Annotated in this window: 23 protein-coding genes and 4 tRNA genes; 12 read left to right on the top strand and 15 right to left on the bottom strand. The window is 70.4% G+C overall.

The genetic code is table 11. The annotated features are described in order from the left end of the window. Positions 1–3: 3 nt before the first annotated feature. The gene (locus tag ABKW26_RS09040; protein WP_348592870.1) at positions 4–729 is read right to left on the bottom strand and encodes a phosphatase PAP2 family protein; all 726 of its coding nucleotides are present in this window, start codon (positions 727–729) and stop codon (positions 4–6) included. A gap of 180 nt (positions 730–909) precedes the next feature. On the opposite strand from ABKW26_RS09040, the gene ABKW26_RS09035 reads away from it, so the two are divergent. The 4 genes from ABKW26_RS09035 to ABKW26_RS09020 all read left to right on the top strand — a co-directional run bounded on the left by ABKW26_RS09035 (position 910) and on the right by ABKW26_RS09020 (position 2,345). After that, entirely contained in the window at positions 910–1,083 is a 174-nt protein-coding gene (locus ABKW26_RS09035) for a hypothetical protein (RefSeq protein WP_348592868.1), read from the top strand. Positions 1,084–1,167: 84 nt separating this feature from the next. Then, on the top strand, positions 1,168–1,833 hold the full coding sequence (gene orn, locus ABKW26_RS09030) for an oligoribonuclease (protein ID WP_348592866.1): 666 nt from the start codon (positions 1,168–1,170) through the stop codon (positions 1,831–1,833). 122 nt (positions 1,834–1,955) lie between these two features. Further along, positions 1,956–2,031: transfer RNA gene (locus ABKW26_RS09025), tRNA-His, on the top strand. 107 nt (positions 2,032–2,138) lie between these two features. Next, a complete protein-coding gene (locus ABKW26_RS09020; protein WP_348592864.1) occupies positions 2,139–2,345 on the top strand; it encodes a hypothetical protein in 207 nt (68 codons plus the stop codon). A gap of 98 nt (positions 2,346–2,443) precedes the next feature. Here the strand turns inward: ABKW26_RS09020 and ABKW26_RS09015 are convergent, their stop codons facing one another. Together ABKW26_RS09015 and ABKW26_RS09010 are read right to left on the bottom strand one after the other, a co-directional pair. Further along, the gene (locus tag ABKW26_RS09015; RefSeq protein WP_348592863.1) at positions 2,444–2,710 is read right to left on the bottom strand and encodes a hypothetical protein; all 267 of its coding nucleotides are present in this window, start codon (positions 2,708–2,710) and stop codon (positions 2,444–2,446) included. A 75-nt stretch (positions 2,711–2,785) separates the two neighbouring features. After that, positions 2,786–3,694, bottom strand: a complete 909-nt coding sequence (locus ABKW26_RS09010) for a hypothetical protein (protein WP_348592861.1) — start codon at positions 3,692–3,694, stop codon at positions 2,786–2,788. Positions 3,695–3,874: 180 nt separating this feature from the next. Here ABKW26_RS09010 and ABKW26_RS09005 point away from each other — a divergent pair, with 180 nt between their 5' ends. From ABKW26_RS09005 to ABKW26_RS08995, 3 genes are read left to right on the top strand one after another with little or no spacing between them, the layout of a single operon-like run. Next, positions 3,875–4,258, top strand: coding sequence for a response regulator (locus ABKW26_RS09005; RefSeq protein ID WP_348592859.1), 384 nt, complete (start codon positions 3,875–3,877; stop codon positions 4,256–4,258). After that, complete coding sequence (locus ABKW26_RS09000; RefSeq protein ID WP_348592857.1) at positions 4,255–5,076, top strand: HEAT repeat domain-containing protein; 822 nt, start codon at positions 4,255–4,257, stop codon at positions 5,074–5,076. The genes ABKW26_RS09005 and ABKW26_RS09000 overlap by 4 nt, the downstream gene beginning before the upstream one ends. Beyond that, entirely contained in the window at positions 5,073–6,518 is a 1,446-nt protein-coding gene (locus ABKW26_RS08995) for a glycosyltransferase family 2 protein (RefSeq protein WP_348592854.1), read from the top strand. The genes ABKW26_RS09000 and ABKW26_RS08995 overlap by 4 nt, the downstream gene beginning before the upstream one ends. A gap of 149 nt (positions 6,519–6,667) precedes the next feature. Here the strand turns inward: ABKW26_RS08995 and ABKW26_RS08990 are convergent. The 3 genes from ABKW26_RS08990 to ABKW26_RS08980 form a co-directional block, all read right to left on the bottom strand. Then, positions 6,668–6,743, bottom strand: a tRNA-Lys gene (locus tag ABKW26_RS08990). A gap of 121 nt (positions 6,744–6,864) precedes the next feature. Further along, positions 6,865–6,937 (bottom strand) — tRNA-Lys (locus ABKW26_RS08985). A gap of 116 nt (positions 6,938–7,053) precedes the next feature. Then, positions 7,054–7,248 carry a hypothetical protein gene (locus ABKW26_RS08980; RefSeq protein WP_348592853.1) on the bottom strand — a complete coding sequence of 65 codons (195 nt, stop codon included), beginning with the start codon at positions 7,246–7,248 and terminating at the stop codon, positions 7,054–7,056. Between the two features lie 130 nt (positions 7,249–7,378). Between ABKW26_RS08980 and bcp the strand changes: the two genes are divergently transcribed. From bcp to trmB, 3 genes are all read left to right on the top strand, one after another. Continuing rightward, entirely contained in the window at positions 7,379–7,855 is a 477-nt protein-coding gene (gene bcp / locus ABKW26_RS08975; protein WP_348592851.1) for a thioredoxin-dependent thiol peroxidase, read from the top strand. Between the two features lie 22 nt (positions 7,856–7,877). Continuing rightward, positions 7,878–7,959 (top strand) — tRNA-Leu (locus tag ABKW26_RS08970). A 135-nt stretch (positions 7,960–8,094) separates the two neighbouring features. Beyond that, positions 8,095–8,940 carry a tRNA (guanosine(46)-N7)-methyltransferase TrmB gene (gene trmB, locus ABKW26_RS08965; protein ID WP_348592849.1) on the top strand — a complete coding sequence of 282 codons (846 nt, stop codon included), beginning with the start codon at positions 8,095–8,097 and terminating at the stop codon, positions 8,938–8,940. Between the two features lie 33 nt (positions 8,941–8,973). Here the strand turns inward: trmB and trxA are convergent, their stop codons facing one another. Beyond that, entirely contained in the window at positions 8,974–9,348 is a 375-nt protein-coding gene (trxA, locus tag ABKW26_RS08960; RefSeq protein ID WP_348592847.1) for a thioredoxin, read from the bottom strand. Between the two features lie 87 nt (positions 9,349–9,435). Further along, positions 9,436–12,321 carry a glycosyl hydrolase gene (locus ABKW26_RS08955; protein WP_348592845.1) on the bottom strand — a complete coding sequence of 962 codons (2,886 nt, stop codon included), beginning with the start codon at positions 12,319–12,321 and terminating at the stop codon, positions 9,436–9,438. Positions 12,322–12,637: 316 nt separating this feature from the next. Between ABKW26_RS08955 and ABKW26_RS08950 the strand changes: the two genes are divergently transcribed. Further along, the gene (locus ABKW26_RS08950; protein WP_348592843.1) at positions 12,638–13,207 is read left to right on the top strand and encodes an NUDIX hydrolase family protein; all 570 of its coding nucleotides are present in this window, start codon (positions 12,638–12,640) and stop codon (positions 13,205–13,207) included. Between the two features lie 30 nt (positions 13,208–13,237). Here the strand turns inward: ABKW26_RS08950 and ABKW26_RS08945 are convergent, their stop codons facing one another. After that, positions 13,238–14,863: an ATP-binding cassette domain-containing protein gene (locus ABKW26_RS08945; protein ID WP_348592841.1), complete on the bottom strand. Its 1,626-nt coding sequence runs from the start codon at positions 14,861–14,863 to the stop codon at positions 13,238–13,240. Between the two features lie 31 nt (positions 14,864–14,894). On the opposite strand from ABKW26_RS08945, the gene ABKW26_RS08940 reads away from it, so the two are divergent. After that, the gene (locus tag ABKW26_RS08940; protein ID WP_348592839.1) at positions 14,895–15,344 is read left to right on the top strand and encodes a DUF3054 domain-containing protein; all 450 of its coding nucleotides are present in this window, start codon (positions 14,895–14,897) and stop codon (positions 15,342–15,344) included. On the opposite strand, the gene rdgB is transcribed toward ABKW26_RS08940, so the two are convergent. From rdgB to clpS, 6 genes are all read right to left on the bottom strand, one after another. Then, positions 15,280–15,930 carry an RdgB/HAM1 family non-canonical purine NTP pyrophosphatase gene (rdgB, locus tag ABKW26_RS08935; RefSeq protein WP_348592837.1) on the bottom strand — a complete coding sequence of 217 codons (651 nt, stop codon included), beginning with the start codon at positions 15,928–15,930 and terminating at the stop codon, positions 15,280–15,282. The genes ABKW26_RS08940 and rdgB overlap by 65 nt on opposite strands. 59 nt (positions 15,931–15,989) lie before the next feature. After that, positions 15,990–16,793 (bottom strand): MBL fold metallo-hydrolase, encoded by an 804-nt coding sequence (locus ABKW26_RS08930; RefSeq protein ID WP_348592835.1) that lies wholly within the window; start codon positions 16,791–16,793, stop codon positions 15,990–15,992. Then, positions 16,790–17,596 carry a glutamate racemase gene (gene murI, locus ABKW26_RS08925; protein WP_348592833.1) on the bottom strand — a complete coding sequence of 269 codons (807 nt, stop codon included), beginning with the start codon at positions 17,594–17,596 and terminating at the stop codon, positions 16,790–16,792. Before murI ends, ABKW26_RS08930 begins: the two co-directional genes overlap by 4 nt. 149 nt (positions 17,597–17,745) lie before the next feature. Then, complete coding sequence (locus ABKW26_RS08920; RefSeq protein WP_348592831.1) at positions 17,746–17,901, bottom strand: hypothetical protein; 156 nt, start codon at positions 17,899–17,901, stop codon at positions 17,746–17,748. 126 nt (positions 17,902–18,027) lie between these two features. Next, on the bottom strand, positions 18,028–18,819 hold the full coding sequence (locus ABKW26_RS08915; protein ID WP_348592829.1) for a DUF2017 family protein: 792 nt from the start codon (positions 18,817–18,819) through the stop codon (positions 18,028–18,030). Beyond that, entirely contained in the window at positions 18,819–19,112 is a 294-nt protein-coding gene (gene clpS, locus ABKW26_RS08910) for an ATP-dependent Clp protease adapter ClpS (protein WP_348592827.1), read from the bottom strand. Before clpS ends, ABKW26_RS08915 begins: the two co-directional genes overlap by 1 nt. Positions 19,113–19,148 lie beyond the last annotated feature (36 nt).

Raw genomic sequence — 19,148 nt, 5'->3', positions numbered from 1 at the left:
GCGCTACGCGTCGACGGTCTCCCTGACGCCCTCCAGGACGAGCCACCGGTGCGCGGCGACCACCACCCCCAGGACCGCGAGCGCCAGGCTCACGGCGGCGAGGACGTCGGTGACGAAGTGGTAGCCGAGGTACAGCCGGCTCACCGCGACGATCGCGACGACGACGACGCTCGCCAGCGCCCAGAGCCCGAAGAGCCGGCCGCTGTGGTGGCGCGACCAGATGAGGTACCCGCTGACGAGCACCAGGGTCGCGGCACCGATCGTGTGGCCGGACGGGAAGGAGAAGGACGTCTCGACACCGGGCACCGTCATGAGCCCGTCGTCGGGCCTCGGTCGCGCGACGACGGCCTTGATGAGGACGGAGATGACCGTCGACAGGACCATGGCCCCGACGAGGAGGGCAGGATCCCGCCACGTCCTCACCAACCACGCCCAGACGAGACAGCAGAGCGCCACGACGATCGGGAGCACGACCGGCCCGAACGTGTTCGTCACCCACGTGAGCACGGTCGTCACGACGCCCGTGCGGTGAGCGGCGAGCCACTCGAGGACCGGCTGGTCGAGCAGCGCCAGGTCGTCCTGCTCCCGGACGGCCTCGAAGATCCCGAGGAAGGCGCCGACGCCGGCCGCGACGAGGAGCACGCCAGGCGCGACCGCGACGAGCACCGGGGGGAGCCTGAAGCCGAGCACGCGGGCGCGCGGAGATGGCGAGGAGCCCCCAGAAGTCATCGTCCGAGGCTACCTGCGGGCTCCTGCCCCGCAACCACAGGTGCCTCCGTGCGGCGGTGACGGGAGAAAAAACCGTGCATCCCGGACAGCCTCCGTGGTTGGCTGGTGCCACACCGCGGTGACGTCCAGGGCAGCGGAGTCGACACCTCTGCCCACAACCGAACGTCACGAGAGAACACCATGATCGACCTCAGCACCGGATACCTCGACCCCCTCCTCCTCCACCAGATCAGGGTGTCGGAGCTCGAGGAACGCATCGCCGCCGCCCGAGCGGCACGCGAGCGGGCCGACCGCCTCCGTCCAGCACCCCTCCCGCCCGAGCGCCGTCGCACGGCGTTCCGTCGCGACGCATGACGCGCCGCCCAGAGCCCCGTCGGGCCGGCCCACCACGGCCGAGACCGGCGGGGCTCTCGTCATGGACGCCGTAGGCTGTGTGCCGTGGCACGCACCCTGAACAACGACCGGATCGTCTGGATCGACTGCGAGATGACCGGTCTCGACCTGGGCACAGACGCCCTCGTCGAGGTGGCCGCCGTGGTCACCGACTCCGAGCTCAACGTCCTCGGCGACGGCATCGACGTCATCATCCGCCCCCCAGCACTCTCCGTCGTGCAGATGAACGACTTCGTGCGGAACATGCACACGACGTCGGGACTCATCACCGAGCTCGACGACGGCATGACGCTCGCCGAGGCCGAGGAGCAGGTGCTCGCCTACATCCGCGAGTGGGTCCCCGAGCCCGGCAAGGCGCCGCTCGGCGGCAGCTCCGTGGCGACGGACAAGATGTTCCTCGAGAGGGACATGAAGTCGCTCGTGGCGCACCTGCACTACCGGATCGTCGACGTGTCCTCGATCAAAGAGCTGGCCCGCCGCTGGTACCCCCGTGTCTACTTCGCCTCGCCGACGAAGAACGGTGGCCACCGCGCCCTGGCCGACATCCTCGAGAGCGTCGACGAGCTGCGCTACTACCGGTCGACCGTGTTCGTCCCCCAGCCCGGCCCCGACACGAAGACCGCGCGCGCGGCTGCGGCCGTCATCGCCGGGTCGTCGGTGTCCGGGACGCTCTCCGTCCCCGACGGCTACGCCGAGGACGCCCCGGTCTGAGACACCACCGCACGGGGCGTGGCGAGCGTCACGTCCCCTGTTCTGCGAAACGCGTACGAACGCCCCTCAGATCGCATGTACACTTTTCGACGGTTCAGTTCTTCAGAACTGACCGTTGCATGGTGGGTATAGCTCAGCTGGTAGAGCACCTGGTTGTGGTCCAGGGGGTCGCGGGTTCAAGTCCCGTTACTCACCCCATGTAGAGCACCACGAGCAAGGGCCGTCCCGGTACGCCGGGGCGGCCCTTGCTCGTTCAGGTCGCCCGTCGACCACGCTGACGTCGCCGCTCGTGGGACCCTGGACGCATGACTGACCTCCCGTCGTGCCGGCAGTGCCGGACAGGCGAGCATCTCGAGTACTCGAACTACGTCCCTGCCACGATGCGGGCCATCACGAGAGGTCGCACGACCAAGCACGTGCCCCAGCCGCCTGAGGTCGACTGGGTCTGCACGGAGTGCGGGCTGCGGGACGGACGCGCCGTCCCCGTCGACTGGCGGCCGCCGAGCGCCTGACCCGCATCGTCGAGCTCACCGGGCTCTGCGCACCCACAGCACCGGGCCCTGCGCACCCAACGCACCTGGCCGTGCCGACGGTCTCTCCATGGCCTCTCTCAGGGCGACGAGGGTTCCGGCTGCTCGGAGACGGGGCCCGCAAGGCTTCCGACGAGCTCGAGCAGGCGCCCCGCATCCCAGTCGAGGTCCGGGAGCAGCTCGAGCCATGACGGTCGGGCGACGCCCACACCGCCCAGGACGAAGAGCAGGACCATGACGTTCGTCAGGGTGCGCGTCGAGCGGGCCGACGGTCGTCGTGCACCGCGTCGCCCCGGCCGGCGCGCTCGTCCGCGTGCAGGCGTGCGCACGGGCGGTGCGAGCTGCACGGTCCCCCGCTCCTGTCTCCGCGGCGCGGGAGCGACCCGGACCGATCGCGGTCGGCCGGTACCGGCCGGCCGGTGCTATCGCGACGCGCGCGCGACGATCGCGTCGGCGAAGCGTGCCAAGGACTCCGGCGCCTTGCTCATGAACATCGAGGGCTCGGCGAGCTCGAGCTCGAGGAGGATGGGCTCACCATCGTCCCCGGGGAGCATGTCCACGCGGGCATAGAGCAGCGCGTCGCCTGCGGCCCCGACGACGGTGTGTGCTGCCTCGAGCGCACGCTCAGCCAGAGCCAGCTCGGTCTCGCTCGCTTCGACGCTGCGCATGACCTCCTCCTGGTACAGCCCCTGCGTGGGGCGGTGACCTCGAGAGAGCATGGCGTTCTTGCGGATCGCGTGGGAGAACTGGCCGGCGATGAAGACGAGACCCGTCTCCCCCGCGACGTCCACCTGGTTGAGGTAGGGCTGCACCATGACGTGCCGACCGGACCGCAGCAGCTCGCGCGCGTGCAGGATCGCCTCGCCACGCGCCTTCGCGGTGTTCTCCTGGTACCGGGCGGTGTCACGCGAGCCTGCGCTCACGGTCGGCTTGATGACGTAGTCGCCGTGCGCGGGGAGCCGCGTGTGGATCGCCTGAGAGGTCAGGTGGCGGTCCGGGTCGAGCCACAAGGTCCGGACGATGGGGACGCCCATCTCGCCCAACGTCTTGAGGTAGTACTTGTCGGTGTTCCAGGCGATGACCTCGGCGTCGTTCGCGAGCCGCGGCACGCTCCGCGCCCAGGCGATGAACTCGTCCTGCCGCGAGGAGTAGTCCCAGGTGGAGCGGACGACGACGAGGTCGAAGGAGTCCCAGTCGACCTCCGTGTCGTCCCACACGGCCGCGACGGCGTCGACGCCGCGTTCCGCCAGCGCTCCGATGAGAGGCATGTCGTCCGGGTCGAGGTCCGGGAGGATGGAGCAGGTCGCGAGAGCTACACGAGTTGTCGGCACACACAAAGGATAGCGATTGCGACGGACACCGCAGCCGTGGGGCCTCGTCGGGGGCCCAGAGCGGGTGAACTCCACGCGACCGCGGGTGAATGTTCCCTCTCCGCCGCGGGCGCGGGCGCAGTACTCGCGGGCCACACCTAGGCTGTCGCCGACAGTATCTAGTGCAGGGGACGGATCTACATGGCGTCACAGGACCACGTGCTGGTCGTCGACGACAACCACGACATCTGTGATCTCGTGGCCCTCAAGCTCGGCAACTCGGGCTTCGCCGTGACGCAGGCGTTCGACGGAGCCGCCGCGCTGGAAGCGGCTCGGACCGGTGCGTTCGACCTCATCATCCTCGACGTCATGATGCCGGGCATGTCCGGCCTCGACGTGCTCCGCGCGCTGCGGGACGAGCCGACGACGAGCGCCACGCCTGTGCTCATGCTCACGGCGAAGACCCAGGAACGCGACATCGAGGCCGGTTTCGCGGCCGGTGCCGACGACTACATCACCAAGCCGTTCAGTCCTCGAGAGCTCCTCATCCGCGTTCGGGTCATCCTGCGCCGCGGACAGCAATGACGGTGGTCACCCTCAGCTGGACCGTGCTCGTGTGGACGCTCGTCGCCGCGAGCGTGGCGTGCGCCGCCAGCCTCGCCGCGATCGTCGTGCTGCGGTCGGCGCGCGCGTGGCGCACCCGCCGGCTGGAGATCGCCCGGTCACGCGTGCGGCCCGCCGTCCTGGGCGTGCTGGCGGCAGAGGAGGACGAGCTTGCGGAGGCGGTCGAGCAGCTGCGTCAGCTCCCAGAAGAGCACTGGCCTGCCGCCGAGCGATACGTGCTCCAGACTCTCAGTGAGGTCCGGGGCGGCTCGCGCGACGCGCTGGTCCGCCTCCTCGTCGATCGAGGAACGATGAGCGCCGCCATGCGCGAGTCCCGAGGGCGGAGCGCGATCCGCCGCGCACGAGCAGCGGAGGTCTTGGGCCTGCTCGCGCGACCGGACGCACGCAGACGACTGATCCAGCTGACCGCCGACCCCTCACGCGACGTGCGGATCGTCGCCGTCCGAGCGCTCGGGAGCCTCGAGGACCCGGCGCTCACGTCGACCATCCTCGCCACCCTGTCCGCGGATCGGAGCGTGCCGGCGAGCGTGGTTGGCACAGCACTCCTCCGGGCTCGCGACGCCGACACCGACGCCCTCCGCGACGGCCTCGGCTCCACTTCCGACTCCGTGCGGGCGACGTCGGCCGCTGTCGTGGGCCACCTGCTCGTCACAGAGCTTGCCGCCCCCATCTCCGCCCTGCTCGAGCACGACCCGTCCGCAGTCGTCCGATCGGCTGCCGGACGTTCTCTGGACCGGTTCGGTCGCGGCGACACGACAGACAGCGAGGTGTACGGATGAGCGAGACCATCGTCGACGCGATGCGGGACGCGCTGCTCGTGTTCTTCTCCGTGACCGGGGCTCCGCTCCTCGCGTACTTCCTCCTCATCAACACCTCCTACCTCGTCCTCATCCTGCTGGCCAGCGTGAACTTCACGAGACACCTGCGGCGGACGCCCTTCGCCGGCACCGACTCGGTGGCGAGCTCGGCGCTCACACCGGGAGTCTCGGTCATCCTGCCCGCGTACAACGAGGAGATGGTCATCCTCGACTCCGTACGCTCGGTCCTCGACCTACGACACCCGGACCACGAGGCGGTCGTGGTGAACGACGGCAGCAAGGACTCGACCCTCGAGCTGCTCGTCGCGGCATACGACCTCGTCCCCGACACGCGGCAGATCACCGAGCAGATCCCGGCTCGCGGGCGCATCCGCGGGGTCTGGGTGCCCTCGAACCCGGCGATCCCTCTCATCGTGGTCGACACGGAGAACTCCGGCCGCTCGGACAGTCTCAACGCGGGCGTCAACGCTGCGACGCGAGACCTCATCGTCATGCTCGACGCCGACTCGCTCATGGACCCCGACGCGCTGCTCGTCGTCTCGCAGCCGTTCGCGGACGACCCAGAGGGCACCGTGGCGACAGGCGGTGTCATCCGCGCAGCGAACGGGTGCCAGGTGGTCGGGGGCCGCGTGGTCGACGTGCGCATGCCACGACAGATGGTCGCCCGGATCCAGGTGGTCGAGTACCTGCGGTCGTTCCTCCTCGGGCGGACAGGGTGGTCGCAGGCGAACGCCCTCATCCTCATCTCGGGTGCGTTCGGCATGTTCCGGCGCGACGTGCTCGTCGAGGTCGGCGGGTTGGACGCGGACTGCATCGGTGAGGACTTCGAGCTCGTCATGCGCATCCACCGGCACATGAAGGACGCGGGTCGCGACTACCGCGTCGTCTTCGTGGCCGAGCCCGTGAGCTGGACCGAGGTGCCGTCCACGCTGGCCGTCCTCGGCCGTCAGCGGCGCCGCTGGCACCGCGGGCTCTGGGAGGTCCTGTGGTCCTACCGCGCGATGACCTTCAACCCGCGCTACGGCCGGGTCGGCATGGTCGCCCTGCCGTACTACTGGCTGTTCGAGCTCTTCGCGCCGCTCATCGAGCTCGTGGGACTCGTCGTCGTCCCGCTCGGCCTCGCTCTCGGCGTCGTCGACCTGCGCTACGCCGTCGCTCTGCTGCTCGTGACCTACGTCTACGGCTTCTTCGTCACGTGCGCGGCGCTGCTCGTCGAGGAGATCTCTTTCCACCGGTACTCCCGCTGGAGCGACCTCCTGCGCATCCTCGGCGCTGCGTTCGCCGAGAACGTCGGCTACCGCCAGCTCACGGCCGTGTGGCGGCTGCAGGGCTGGTGGGCCGCGCTGCGGAACAAGAAGGCCGTGTGGGGCACGATGACACGCACCGGCTTCGGCAGCAGCTGAACCGGACCGACGCGGTGGCCGGTCCGACGCGGTGGCAACGACACGGACCTGCTCCGTGCCACGACCGCCGGCTCGGACGTGACACAAGAGGAGGCCCGGAACCAGAGCGGTTCCGGGCCTCGTTCCTCTCCCCCATCGGGGACCTGCCGTGGTGCGCCATCCTGGACTCGAACCAGGAACCCGCTGATTAAGAGTCAGCTGCTCTGCCAATTGAGCTAATGGCGCGCGATGAAAAACACTACCAGCACCGGCAGACAGCCAGCGCCACCCCGGATGTCTGCTCCGTCACAGGCCTGAGCGGACATGACATCGCCCCTGCCGGAGGACCGGTCAAGGGCTTCGTCAGTGCGCCATCCTGGACTCGAACCAGGAACCCGCTGATTAAGAGTCAGCTGCTCTGCCAATTGAGCTAATGGCGCGCGGTTGGGAACCCTACCAGCAGCGAGCCAGAGGGTGCCAATCAGCAGCGCGTGCGGACCAGCAGGGCATGTCGATCAGACGGGCGCCGATCGGACGAGCCACCGCAGCGGGGACGCTACTCGCCGCGCTCCCGCTCGAGGATGTCGGCGGAGCGCGGTCCCTGCGGGCTCGCGAGGTCCGCCATGAGCGCCAGGGGGATGCGCTCGTCTAGGAGTCGCGCGAGGAGGGCGCTCACGTCCGGGAGGTCATGGAGGTCGAGCGGCTCGAGCTCAGCGGCTCGGTGCGAGCTGCGGGTCTTCACAGTCGACATGTTCTCCCCATTCCGTGCGACGAACGATCTGCTCATATCAACACCCTTCCCACCGGGCGGCAATGGTGAGAACTCCCCATGCACCGTCTCACGCGTAGGCTTGCGGCGCAGTCCGACGACGAGGAGAACCATGTCCATCCGCTTGTCCCCTGGGCAGACCGCCCCTGACTTCACCCTCGAGACCGCCGACGGTGGCACCGTCTCTCTCGCGGACCTCCGCGGGCAGCGCACCATCGTCTACTTCTACCCGGCGGCTGCGACCCCGGGGTGCACGACGCAGGCGTGCGACTTCCGCGACAACCTCGCGTCGCTCCAGGCCGCCGGGTACGCGGTGGTCGGCATCTCCCCCGACCCGGTCTCCAAGCTCGTCGCCTTCGCGGAGTCGGAGCACCTGACGTTCCCGCTCGCGTCCGACCCCGACAAGGTCGTCGCGACCACGTACGGAGCGTTCGGCGAGAAGAAGCTCTACGGGAAGACCGTCGTCGGGATCATCCGGTCCACCTTCGTCGTCTCCGAGGACGGCACACTCGAGGTGGCCCAGTACAACGTCAAGGCGACGGGCCACGTGGCGAAGCTGCGCCGCGACCTCGGCGTGGACGCCGCCTGAGACCACCTAGACTCGTCCCCGAGCGCGAGTGGCGTAATTGGCAGCCGCGCCAGGTTTAGGTCCTGGTGTCTTCGGACGTGGGGGTTCGAGTCCCCCCTCGCGCACCGCTCCGCCGTCGCGCACCGCTCCACCGTCGCGCACCGCTCCACCGTCGCGCACCGCTCCACCGTCGCGCACCGCTCCACCGTCGCGCACCGCTCCGCCGTCGCCCGGCGGATCCCGACGCCCTGAGAAGGACCATGCCTGAGAACCCCTCCACCGCCTCCGTCAGCGCCGAGGCGACCGCTCCCTCGAGCGCCGAGGCGACCGCGCGGGCGGACGCCGTCGCCGCGGACGGCAGGTTCTGGGCGACGACCGTCTCGTTCGCCCAGCGCAGCGGACGCCTCAAGGACCGGCAGGTCCGCACGTGGGACGCCCTCTCGCCGACGTTCGTCGTCGATCCGCCTCGAGGGGCGTCGCGCGCCTCGGTCGACGCGGACTTCGTGCTCGACGCCGCCAGGCTCTTCGGTCGTGACGCGCCGCTCGTCGTCGAGGTGGGCTCCGGACAGGGCGAGGCGCTCGCCCATGCCGCAGAGGCCCACCCCGAGCGGAACTTCCTCGGCCTCGAGGTGTACCGGCCGGGGGTGGTGCAGACGTTGCAGCGGATCCGGTCCCGGGGCCTGACGAACATCCGCCTCATGGAGGCGGACGCGGTCGACGCCCTGGCGACGATGCTCCCGGCGGGATCGGTCGACGAGCTGTGGGTCTTCTTCCCGGACCCGTGGCACAAGCAACGCCATCACAAGCGGCGGCTCGTCTCCGAGGACTTCGTCGCGTTGGCCGCGCGGGTCCTGCGCCCGGGCGGCACGTGGCGCCTGGCGACGGACTGGGCCGAGTACGCCGACCAGATGCGGGCCGTCATCGGTCCGGACCCGGCCTTCGAGTCCGAGCTGTTCGCTCCGCGCTTCGACGGTCGCGTGCTCACGAGCTTCGAGCGCAAGGGCCTCGCGAAGCACCGAGAGATCGCCGACCTGACATGCGTGCGGACGACGAAGGGCCCGGCCGCAGCCGGACCCTCGACGCCTCTGGTGGCCTCGGTCTGCTGAGACCGGCGAGGCCACGATCCTGGTGTGCTGTGCCTACTGCGTCTCGGTGGCGGTCTGCGCGGCGATCTGCTGGCGGACGTCGTCCATGTCGAGGTTCTTCACGCCCTCGACCACCTGCGCGAGAGCGGGTGCGGGGAGCGCCCCGGGCTGCGAGAAGACGAGGATGCCCTCGCGGAACGCCATGAGCGTCGGGATCGAGGTGATGTTCGCCGCCGCCGCGATGGCCGTCTCGGCCTCGGTGTCGATCTTCGCGTGGACCACCTCAGGGTTGGCGTCCGAGGACGCCTCGAAGACCGGCGCGAACTGACGGCACGGGCCGCACCAGGCCGCCCAGAAGTCCACGAGGACGATGTCGTTGTCCTTGATGGTCTGCTCGAACGTCGATTCGGTGAGCGCCTGCGTGGGCATGGGGTTCCCTTCGTGTGCCGGATGGATTCATCCGTATGACAACGATCGGTGCCGTCCTATTCCCGGACGGCACCGATCGTCAGGTCGTCAGCCCGCGAACGGGAGCACGAGCACCGAGTCGCCGCCGAGACCGAGGGTGCTCGGCGAGGAACCGATCGCGCTCCACACCTCCACGCGCACGGTGCCGCCGTGGAGGTCTCCGAAGGAACCGGTCGACGACGCGAGACCGTGCGCCTGCGTGTACCGCTCGTATCCCACGACCGGGTCGGTCGCGGCATAGCGATAGGTCTCCACGCGCTCCCAGGTGCCGTCGCCGGTGAGGTCGACAGACAGGCGGAGCTGGACGGCGTTGGCGACGTTCGCCCCCGAGTCCACGGCGAGATCGAATGCGGTCGTCCCACCGCCGTAGGCACCGTCGAGGCCGCTCGCCTCGAAGGTCACCGGCGCGTGAGGCGTCTGGTCGTGGTTCCCGTGAGCAGGAGCCACCTCGACCGTGCCGGGGCCTCCGGCACCGACGGTGAGCTCACCGTCAGCGGCGAGGTACAGCGTCCCGTCGAAGCCGTCGGTCGGTGGGTCCGTGGGCTCCTCCGTCGGCGGGTCCGTCGGCTCCTCCGTCGGCGGGTCCGTCGGCTCCTCGGTGGGCGGGTCCGTCGGGTCCGGACCCGGGTCGGTCCCCACCGCGGCACCGCCGCTCCACGTGTGCGCGCCAGACGTGGCGGTCGTGCCGGGGTCCACCTCGAGCACGGTGCCGTCGGAGAACGTCACCACGAGCGGGGCGGTGCTCGTGTTCGCCGCCACGTAGGTGCGAGCACCGTCCTTGACGAAGACCGACGAGAGCACGTGGTCACCGGTCACCGTGGGATCCACGTTCCCGAGGGCCGCGAGGTTCGCGATCCAGTGATAGGTGTGCGCCCTCGACTCACCTTCTTCGACCGGATAGCCCGCGCCGGCCTGCAGCTTCGCCAGCGCCGCCTCGCCGTCCCCGAGGGCCAGGAAGCCCCAGAGGATGTCCTGCCACACGTCGGGCTCCCCGCCGTTGGCGACGACCTCGGCGTAGTTCTCCAGCACGTAGTCCGGGCGTGTCCCCAGGTAGAGGTGGTTGCCCGTGAGCGGGAGCATGTTGATGCCCTGGATCATCTCCGGAGCCGCGCTGAACCACGTCGAGTACGAGCCTCCGTCCCCCCAGACCATGCCGACGGTCGTGTGCGGGAAGTCCTCCGGGAAGGCCTCTCCCGACTCGTTGAACCAGTAGGCATGGATCGCGGACGCCTGTGTGGTCCACAGGTACACGCCCGCGTCCCGCACCTCGTCGTTCCCGGTCGCGTCGCCCCACTGGATGAGCGCGCCGGCGAAGTTCTGCCCTTCAGAGCTCGACTCCTGGTTGTTGCCTGCCCAGAACGCGCCGTGGCCGGACGCCCAGTCGTGACCCGCATAGATGTCGAAGTCCCGCAGGTACGGGAACATCGTGTCCGACCGGTCGTAGCCGTTGGCGTCGCGGATGAGCAGGTCGACCATCGCGCCGTACTGGCCCTCCGACGCCCACTCGGGGTCGAACTTGGCGAGCGTCGCTGCGGCGGCGATGTAGTACCCGTAGTGGAAGTGGTGGTCGTTGAGCTCGGTGTCCGAGCCGTAGGAGCCCGGGTAGCCGACGAGCGTGCCCCACGTCTCGTTGTAGGCGAAGAGCTGCTCGTTCTCGCCCTCGCTCACGCTGAGCCAGTCCGTGAGGACGTCTCGCATCTGCGTGAGGGCGGTGTCGCGGACGTCGGTGCGGCCGACCTGGTCGGCGATCTCGGCGATCCGCGCTGCGCGCCCGAGCCCCTTGCCCGTCCAGTACGTGTCGTCGTTGAGGATGAGGACCGGGTTGCTGGCCACCTCGTCGAGGTAGGCGTTCAGCTGGTCGAGGCCGGCACCGCTGCCGGTCGCGACCGCGGGGACCTCGGGCAGGACGCCGGTGAACGTCGTCACCGTCGTGAACGACGATGCGCCGAGCAGCACCGGCATCGGGCCGCGCGGCGAGACGTACCTGTCCTCGGAGAGGGACGTGCCCGCGAGGTTCGTGGCCTGGTGCGGGTAGAGCGCCACGACGGTGCCCTCCTGGCCCTCGTAGACGGCCTCCGTGTCATACCCGTAGGTGACGGTGACGTCGGAGCTGTCCTCGTCGTAGGAGTAGTCCACGGTGGTCCCGACGACCTCGGCGTACGCGCTCTCGCCGAAGGACTCGGCGTGATCGAGCCGGGTCGCGTCGGTGTCGTCCGGCGAGGTGGGCAGGACCGCGACGGAGAAGTAGTCCTCCCCGGCGAGGGTGCTGCGGATCGACCCGCCCGAGACGGTCCAGTCGGCGCTCGGCGGTGCGTAGGCGACGTAGTCGTGGCCGTTGACCGTGAACCCGACCTGCGGGCCTTCGTCGAGCCATACGTCCGGTGCCGCTGCCGCTGTGAGGAGCGCGTCGCCGCCTGTCGCACGGAAGGACGTGATGGGCAGCCCGTGACCGATGGTGGCCTCGAGGGTGCGCGTCCCGTCCGACCATGACGGTGTGACCGTCCAGTCGGACCAGTCCGCGACCTTGACGACGCCGGCGTCCAGGCCGGCCACGCCCGCGACGAGGTCCTCCGCGTACATGTAGTGGAACTCCCCCACACCGCCGGCGGCGCCGGAGATGGTCGGTGTCGTCGTGTACGAGATTCCGAGGCCGTCGGCCCCGGGCAGGTACGACGCCGGGTGCGCGTGCAGCGGCTCGCTGTACTGGCAGTTGAACTTCTTGAACACGAGGGACGACCACCAGTCGTTCGTGGGGATCGGTCCCTGCGGGGCGTCCTCGGTGAGGAACTGTCGCGGGTTCGTCGCGATGTCCCCGCAGCCTTGCGGCAGCGGGCCGACCGCGTCCGTCGTGTAGCTGCCCGCCCCGAGCGGCGTGACGTCCGCGGCCGAGGCCGGGCTCGCGGCCGTGAGCGCGAGGCCGCACGAGAGGAGCACCGCGAGAGCCTTCGCGGGAAGAGCCGGACGCCGTCGTCCGGAATGAGCAGTATCGTTCGTTTGGTGTAAATCGTGGTCATGACGTGCAGTGATACGCATACCGGTCTCCTTTGACCAGTCAGTGTGCGGGAAGGGACGTCGTCGTCCCCTACTGCGCCCTACCCCTGTGAGAGCGCTCCCAACGCCGTGACCTTACGCCGCGATTACCTCGCTCGTCCACCGCAACGAGCGACGGCGCCCACCCACGACTCATCTCACACCGGCTCACGAGCGCGCCCTGTGGCACCATCCGCGCAGGTCGGGATACAACAGAGGAGTGACCGACACCGCAGACTTCCCCCCGCGAGACTTCAACCGCGACGACTCTCAGCCCGCAGGATGGATGAGCGACGAGGAGATGGCGGTGGCACGCCGCCAGATGCCTGTCGTCTACGTCGACGCCGTACCCGTGCGCGTCGACGACTCCGGCGACGTCGTGAGCGTCGGCCTCCTCCTGCGCGCGTCGCGCGAAGGCGTCATGAGCCGCGCCCTCGTCTCCGGCCGCGTCATGTACCACGAGCGCGTCCGCGACGCCCTCCAGCGCCACATCGAGAAGGACCTCGGGCCGGTCGCCCTCCCGCAGATCCCTCCGTCGCCCCAGCCGTTCACGGTCGCGGAGTACTTCCCTACCCCCGGGATCACGCCGTACTACGACGCCCGGCAGCACGCGGTCTCGCTCGCGTACGTGGTGCCGGTCCGCGGCGACTGCCGCCCTCAGCAGGACGCGCTCGACCTCGCCTGGCTCACACCCGAGCAGGCGTGCAGCGAAGGGGTGCAGGCCGAGATGTACGGAGGCCACGGTGTCCTGCTGCGCCAGGCGATGGCCCACGTGGGGCGTCTCGGCTGACCGTCCCGTGGCCCCGGGCTGCGGCGCGACTCAGAGCTCGAGACGCGGCCAGTCGTGCAGGTCGTCCTGCATCCGACGGTCGTGCGTGGCCACGACGACGGCCGCTGGCGTGACCCGCAGCGCCTGGGTCAGGTCGTCGACGAGGTCGATCGAGAGATGGTTCGTCGGCTCGTCGAGGAACAGCACGTGGGGTGCAGCGAGGAGCGCGCACGCCAGGTCGAGCCGGCGACGCTGACCCACCGACAGCTCCTTGACCGGCCGGTCGAGATCCTCCTCGGAGAGGATGCCGAGGAACGCCACCGGGACGAGGTGCTCCGGGTCGAGCTCACCGCGCTCGAGGAGCCGGAGGGCGAGCGTCGCGTACTCGTCGAAGCCGGACGCGGCCGCCTCCGGGCGGACCGACCCCTCCTGGTCGACGACGCCCAGCCGCGCGTCCGGCAGGACCGCTCGGTAGCCGCGGTCGAGGTCCACGGTACCGGCGAGGGCAGCGAGCAGCGTCGACTTGCCCGCTCCGTTCACCCCGGTGACGAGCAGCCGACCCGACGGCGGCACCATGATCCGCGCGCCCGGGAGGTCGACACGGGCTCGGCCTCCGTCGCCGTCGACGCGCGGGTTGCGGACGTCGACGACAGGCGCGCCGGGGTCCCAGCCGGGCTGCATGGCCGGCAGGTCCGGGAAGTGGAGGACCGGCGGCGGCGGGGGGACGTCGACCGCCTCGGCCTTGAGCTTCTCCACGAGGCGGTCCGCCGCCTTGACGTGCGTGCGCGCCCGCGTACCCCGCCGGTGCTTCTGTGAGCCCTTCGGTGGACGCCACTCGTCCGACAGCCCCTCGTACGTGAGGTCGAGGCGGCGCGCGAGCTGCTCCGCGCGCTGGGTCTCGGCCCGGAACCGCTGCCGCCACCGGTGCAGCGCCTGGTTCTTGGCGAACCGGTAGGAGACGTAGCCGGGCTGACCGTAGAGGACCGGGCGCCCGTCGACCGACGGGTCGAGGTCGAGGATCGCCGTCGCCACGTCGTCGAGCAGCTGACGGTCGTGCGTGACGATGACGACCGCCCCGCCCCATGCGCGCAGCTCGCGCGTGAGGAAGTCGATACCGGCCCGGTCGAGGTGGTTCGTCGGCTCGTCGAGCAGGAGGATGTCCGCGCGCTCGGCCAGCCGGCACGCCAGACGGACGCGGAACCTCTCGCCGACGGAGAGCGTCTCGAGCGACCGCTCTGCGTCCCGGCAGGCACCCAGGCGGGAGAGCGCGACCCCGACCCGACGGTCGGCGTCCCACGCGGCGAGGTGCTCGGTGCGCGCGAGGATCGAGGCGAACTCGGCGAGCGACCCGGTCCCGTGGTCGAACGCCGCAGCCGCCTCCTCGAGGTCGGCGGCGGCCCGACGCACCTCGGCCAGCGACTCGTGCACGAGGTCGCCGACCGTCTGCCCCGGTCCTACGACGAGCTCCTGCGCGACGACGGAGCGCGTCCCCACCGCGCGGACGGAACCGCTGCGCGGCACGAGCTCGTCGGAGAGGAGGCGCAGCAGCGTCGTCTTGCCGGACCCGTTCTCCCCCACGATCGCGAGCCGTTGACCGGCGGACACGCGCAGCGTGACGTCGGAGATCACCGGTCGGTCCGGGTAGCCGAAGGACAGGTGGTCGGTGGTCAGATGCACCCCGCCACGATACGCGCGGTACCGTCGGGAGGTGCTGACGCCCCGCTGGAGAACCGCTCTCGTCGACGCCGCGTGCGTCCTCGTCTTCGCCGCCGTCGGACGCTCGTCCCACGCCGAGCAGACGACGGTCCTCGGGCTCCTCACGACGGCGTGGCCGTTCCTCGTCGGGCTCGTCCTCGCGACGGTCCTCGCCGGCGTGCTCGCCGACCGGTGGCCTCGGTCGGGCGACCGGCGGGACCCGCTGGCGATCCTGCCGTGGGCCTGGACCGTCCCCGTCGTCACCTGGGCGGTCGCGATGGGTCTGCGGGTCGTGTCCGGTCAGGGTGTGAGCGGCGCGTTCCCGCTCGTGGCGCTCGGCTTCCTCGTCCTGGCGCTCCTCGGCTGGCGTGCCGTCGCCGGGGCGGTACGAGGTGCGGTCAGTCGCCGAGGACTGCGGCGATCCTCGGAGCGAGCGCCCGGAACGCCTGGCCGCGGTGGCTGATCGCGTTCTTCTCCGCCGGTGAGAGCTCGGCGCACGAGCGCGTCTCGCCGTCCGGGCGCAGGATCGGGTCGTAGCCGAAGCCACCGGAGCCGCGGGGCGCGGTGAGCAGCGTCCCCACGAGGGCACCGAGCTCCACGGTCTCGTCGCCCTCGGGGGTGACGAGCGCGGCCGCACACACGAAGCGTGCGCCGCGGTGCTCCTCGCGGACGTCCGTGAGCTGCGCGAGGAGGAGGTCGAGGTTGGCGCGGTCGTCGCCGTGACGGCCCGACCACCGCGCCGAGAAGATGCCCGGAGCGCCGCCGAGCACGTCGACAGCCAGGCCCGAGTCGTCCGCGACGGCCGGCAGTCCCGTCGCGCGGGCGAGAGCCCGTGCCTTGAGCAGCGCGTTCTCCGCGAACGTCAGCCCGTCCTCGACCGGGGGCTCGAGGTCGAACGCACCTGCTCCCACGACGTCTTCGGGGACGAGACCGGGCACGGCACCGCTCGCGACGAGGATCGCGCGGAGCTCTCCCACCTTGTGCTCGTTGTGTGTCGCGAGGACGAGCCGGGCGCCGGCGTGTCCAGGACGGGTGTGCGCGTCAGCCACGGTCTCTCCTCGTGTCAATCGGTCGGCAGCGGCTGGTCCGGTCTGCTGGTCGGCTGCCGTCACAGGACGTAGACCGCGCCGCGCACGGCCAGGTCGACCGGCCCCGTGTACACGCCGCGAGCTTCCGCGACCGACACCTCGGGGTCGTTCCACGCCGGGACGTGCGTGAGCAGCATCCGCCGAGCACCGGCCTCCTGCGCGACGAGCCCCGCCCGGCGGCCGGTGAGGTGGATGCCCCGCACCGCGTCACGCCCCTCGACGAAGGCCGCCTCCGCGAGGAAGAGGTCCACCCCGGCCGCGAGCCCGACGAGAGCCGGGCAGCTGTCCGTGTCGCCCGTGTAGGCCAGAGTGACGCGCTCCCCGGGCGTCGAGCTGCTGGGTCCCGTCACCCGGAACCCGTAGGCCTGCACGGGGTGCTCGACGAGGAAGGGCTCGATCTCGATCGGTCCCACGCGCACCGTCCGGCCCTGCTCCCAGGCGAGGAACGCCAGCTGCCCGGTCATCTGCTCGTCCGCCGGCAGACCGTACGCCTCGGCGACGCGCGACTCGATGTCGGACGGCCCGTGGACGGGCGTCGGTGGGAGCGCAGGGTCGCGGACAGCGCCACGGACGGGGTGGTACCGGCGGTAGACGTAGTACCCGCAGAGGTCTGCGAAGTGGTCGGGGTGGGTGTGGGAGATCGCGACCGCGTCGACGTCGAAGGGGTCGACGACCTCCTGGAGCGCCCCGAGCGCCCCGCTGCCGAGGTCGAGGACGACCGACCAGGTGCGACCCGCGTCGTCGTCGGCCTGCACGAGGTAGCACGACGCCGGCGAGGAGGGCGACGGGAAGGAGCCTGCCATCCCGACGATCGTCAGCCTCATGCGACCGGCTCCACCATGAGGACCTCAGGACCGAGGAAGCGGCGCGCCAGCCCGGAGAACGTCGCGGTGTCGCCCGTCGACTGGAAGCGGTGCTCCGGAGGACCGGTCGTCAGGCCCCGCTCGAGGTCGTGGGCGACGAGGGTCCGGTAGACGTCCTTCGCGGTCTCCTCAGCGCTGGAGACGAGCGTCACGGCATCCCCCATGACGTACGAGATCGCACCCGTGAGGAGCGGGTAGTGGGTGCACCCGAGGATGAGGGTGTCCACCCCCGCGTCGCGCACCGGGTCGAGGTAGGAGTGCGCGACCTCGATCACCTGCGGCCCGGCCGTCACCCCGGCCTCGACGAGCTCGACGAACGCGGGGCACGCCATGGGCGTCACGTGCACGCCGGGAGCGACCGCGAGGGCGTCCTCGTAGGCGCGCGACTCGATCGTCGCGCGTGTCCCGATGACTCCGACGCGTCCCGTCCTCGTCGCGGCGACCGCGCGCCGGGCTGCAGGGAGGATGACCTCGACGACAGGGATCCCGTGCCGGACCGTGTACCGCTCCCGGGCGTCGCGCAGGACCGCGGCCGACGCGCTGTTGCACGCGATGACGAGCATCTTGACCCCCTCGTCGACGAGGGAGTCCATGACGTCGAGCGCGAGGGACCGGACCGTGGCCAGCGGCTTGGGTCCGTACGGGGAGTTGATGGTGTCCCCGATGTAGTGGATCGACTCGTTGGGCAGCTGGTCGAGGATCGACCGCGCGACGGTCAGTCCCCCCACGCCGGAGTCGAAGATGCCGATCGGAGCGTCATTCACCCCCAGAGACTATCGCCGGGGGCCGCTGCAACATAAAAAGCGCCGGCCCGCACGGTGTCCGTGCGGGCCGACGCCCAGCATGTGTGCCTCCTGCGTGATCTCAGCCCGAGAGGTTCGTCATCGGGCCGACCGACCAGCCGGAGGGCGGGTCAGACTCTCGACTTGCCGCGGCCGATGAACCCGAGGATCAGGCTCACGACGAGGACGATGATGCCGATCCAGATGAGGAACTTCGCGGCCTCGACGGCGACGCCGAAGACGAGGAGGACAACTCCGACGATCAGGATGAGCAGCCATGACGGCATTGGGGATCCTCTTCTCAGTCGTTCCCCGGTGCGGAATGTCCGCGGTGGGGCGATGAACTTCATCCTGGCAGCACCTTGACAAGTGCGCATCTTGAAGGACCGATTTGCCCCGAGACTCGTCTCTCGTCAGCGGCGTCGCTTGCTCGCGCGGTAGTCACGCAGCAGGCAGTCCGTGAGCGACTCCTGGAGATAGCCCGCGAGGAGGAAGACGGAACCGAGGAAGATCCGCGGCCCGGACGTCTCGGCGGTGTCGTCGCCAGGCATGCGCCCGCCGCCGGAGAGCAGGTCGTCGACGAGGTCGTCGTCCGCGTCGAGCTCGTCGCCAGCAGTCCCACGGGGTTCCGGAGACCTGTCGTCCTCCCACGTCGCGGTGACCGCGTCGTAGAGGTCCTGCGAGTCGTCGTCGGTCCGCAGGTCGAGGCGCTCGCCGATGACGAGGCGGATGTCCGCGAGGGCACCGGCGATCGCCTCGGCCTCCTCGTGGAGCACGACGAACTCGAGCTGGCGCGCCTCGTCCGACGACGGGGCGGCCTCGAGCAGGAGCTGCGCGAAGAGGAGGAGCCGCTCGACCTTGTGCTGGCGCAGGTCGTCGTCGGTGAACCGCCGGAACTCCCGGGCGATCTCGGAGTCGCTCGACGCATCGGGCAGGAGACGGCGGACCGCCGGGTCCGTCGGGGGTCGCACGGTCTCGTCGTCGAGGCCGCCGAGGAGCTCGCGCAGACCGTCGGGCGACTCGCTCGTCGCGCCCTCGTCAGGCGTCTGGTCGTCCTCCTCGACCTCGCCGAAGATGCCCTCCTCGCCGCCGAGCAGCTCGACGACGTCACCCGTCACCTGCGCGAGGACGAGCCGCTCGGGGGTGGAGAGGCCCGCGACGTACACGCGGTCCTCGTCGTCGCTCGTCTCAAAAGGCCGGACCACTAGTCCCCGCTCCGCTGCATCGTCGCCCACAGCCCGTAGGAGTGCATCGCGCGCACGTCCATCTCGACCTTCTCCCGACCACCGGTGGAGACGACCGCGTGGCCGTCCTCGTGCACCTGGAGCATGAGCCGGTGAGCCTTGCGCTCGGAATACCCGAAGTAGCTCTCGAACACGTACGCGACGTAGTTCATGAGGTTGATCGGGTCGTTCCACACGAGCGTGACCCACGGCTCGGCGCCGTGCGTACCAGCATCGACGTGCGTCGCCACGTCGGAAGTCGTCCTGACATTCACGGGACCACTGTAGGGCCTCGCGGATGGCCCGTGCCC

It is taken from the genome of Sanguibacter sp. 25GB23B1, assembly GCF_040012415.1.
In the GTDB taxonomy this organism is placed as follows: domain Bacteria; phylum Actinomycetota; class Actinomycetes; order Actinomycetales; family Cellulomonadaceae; genus Sanguibacter.
Note: the sequence above shows the minus strand (reverse complement) of the source record. Positions and strands in the feature narration are given on the sequence as shown.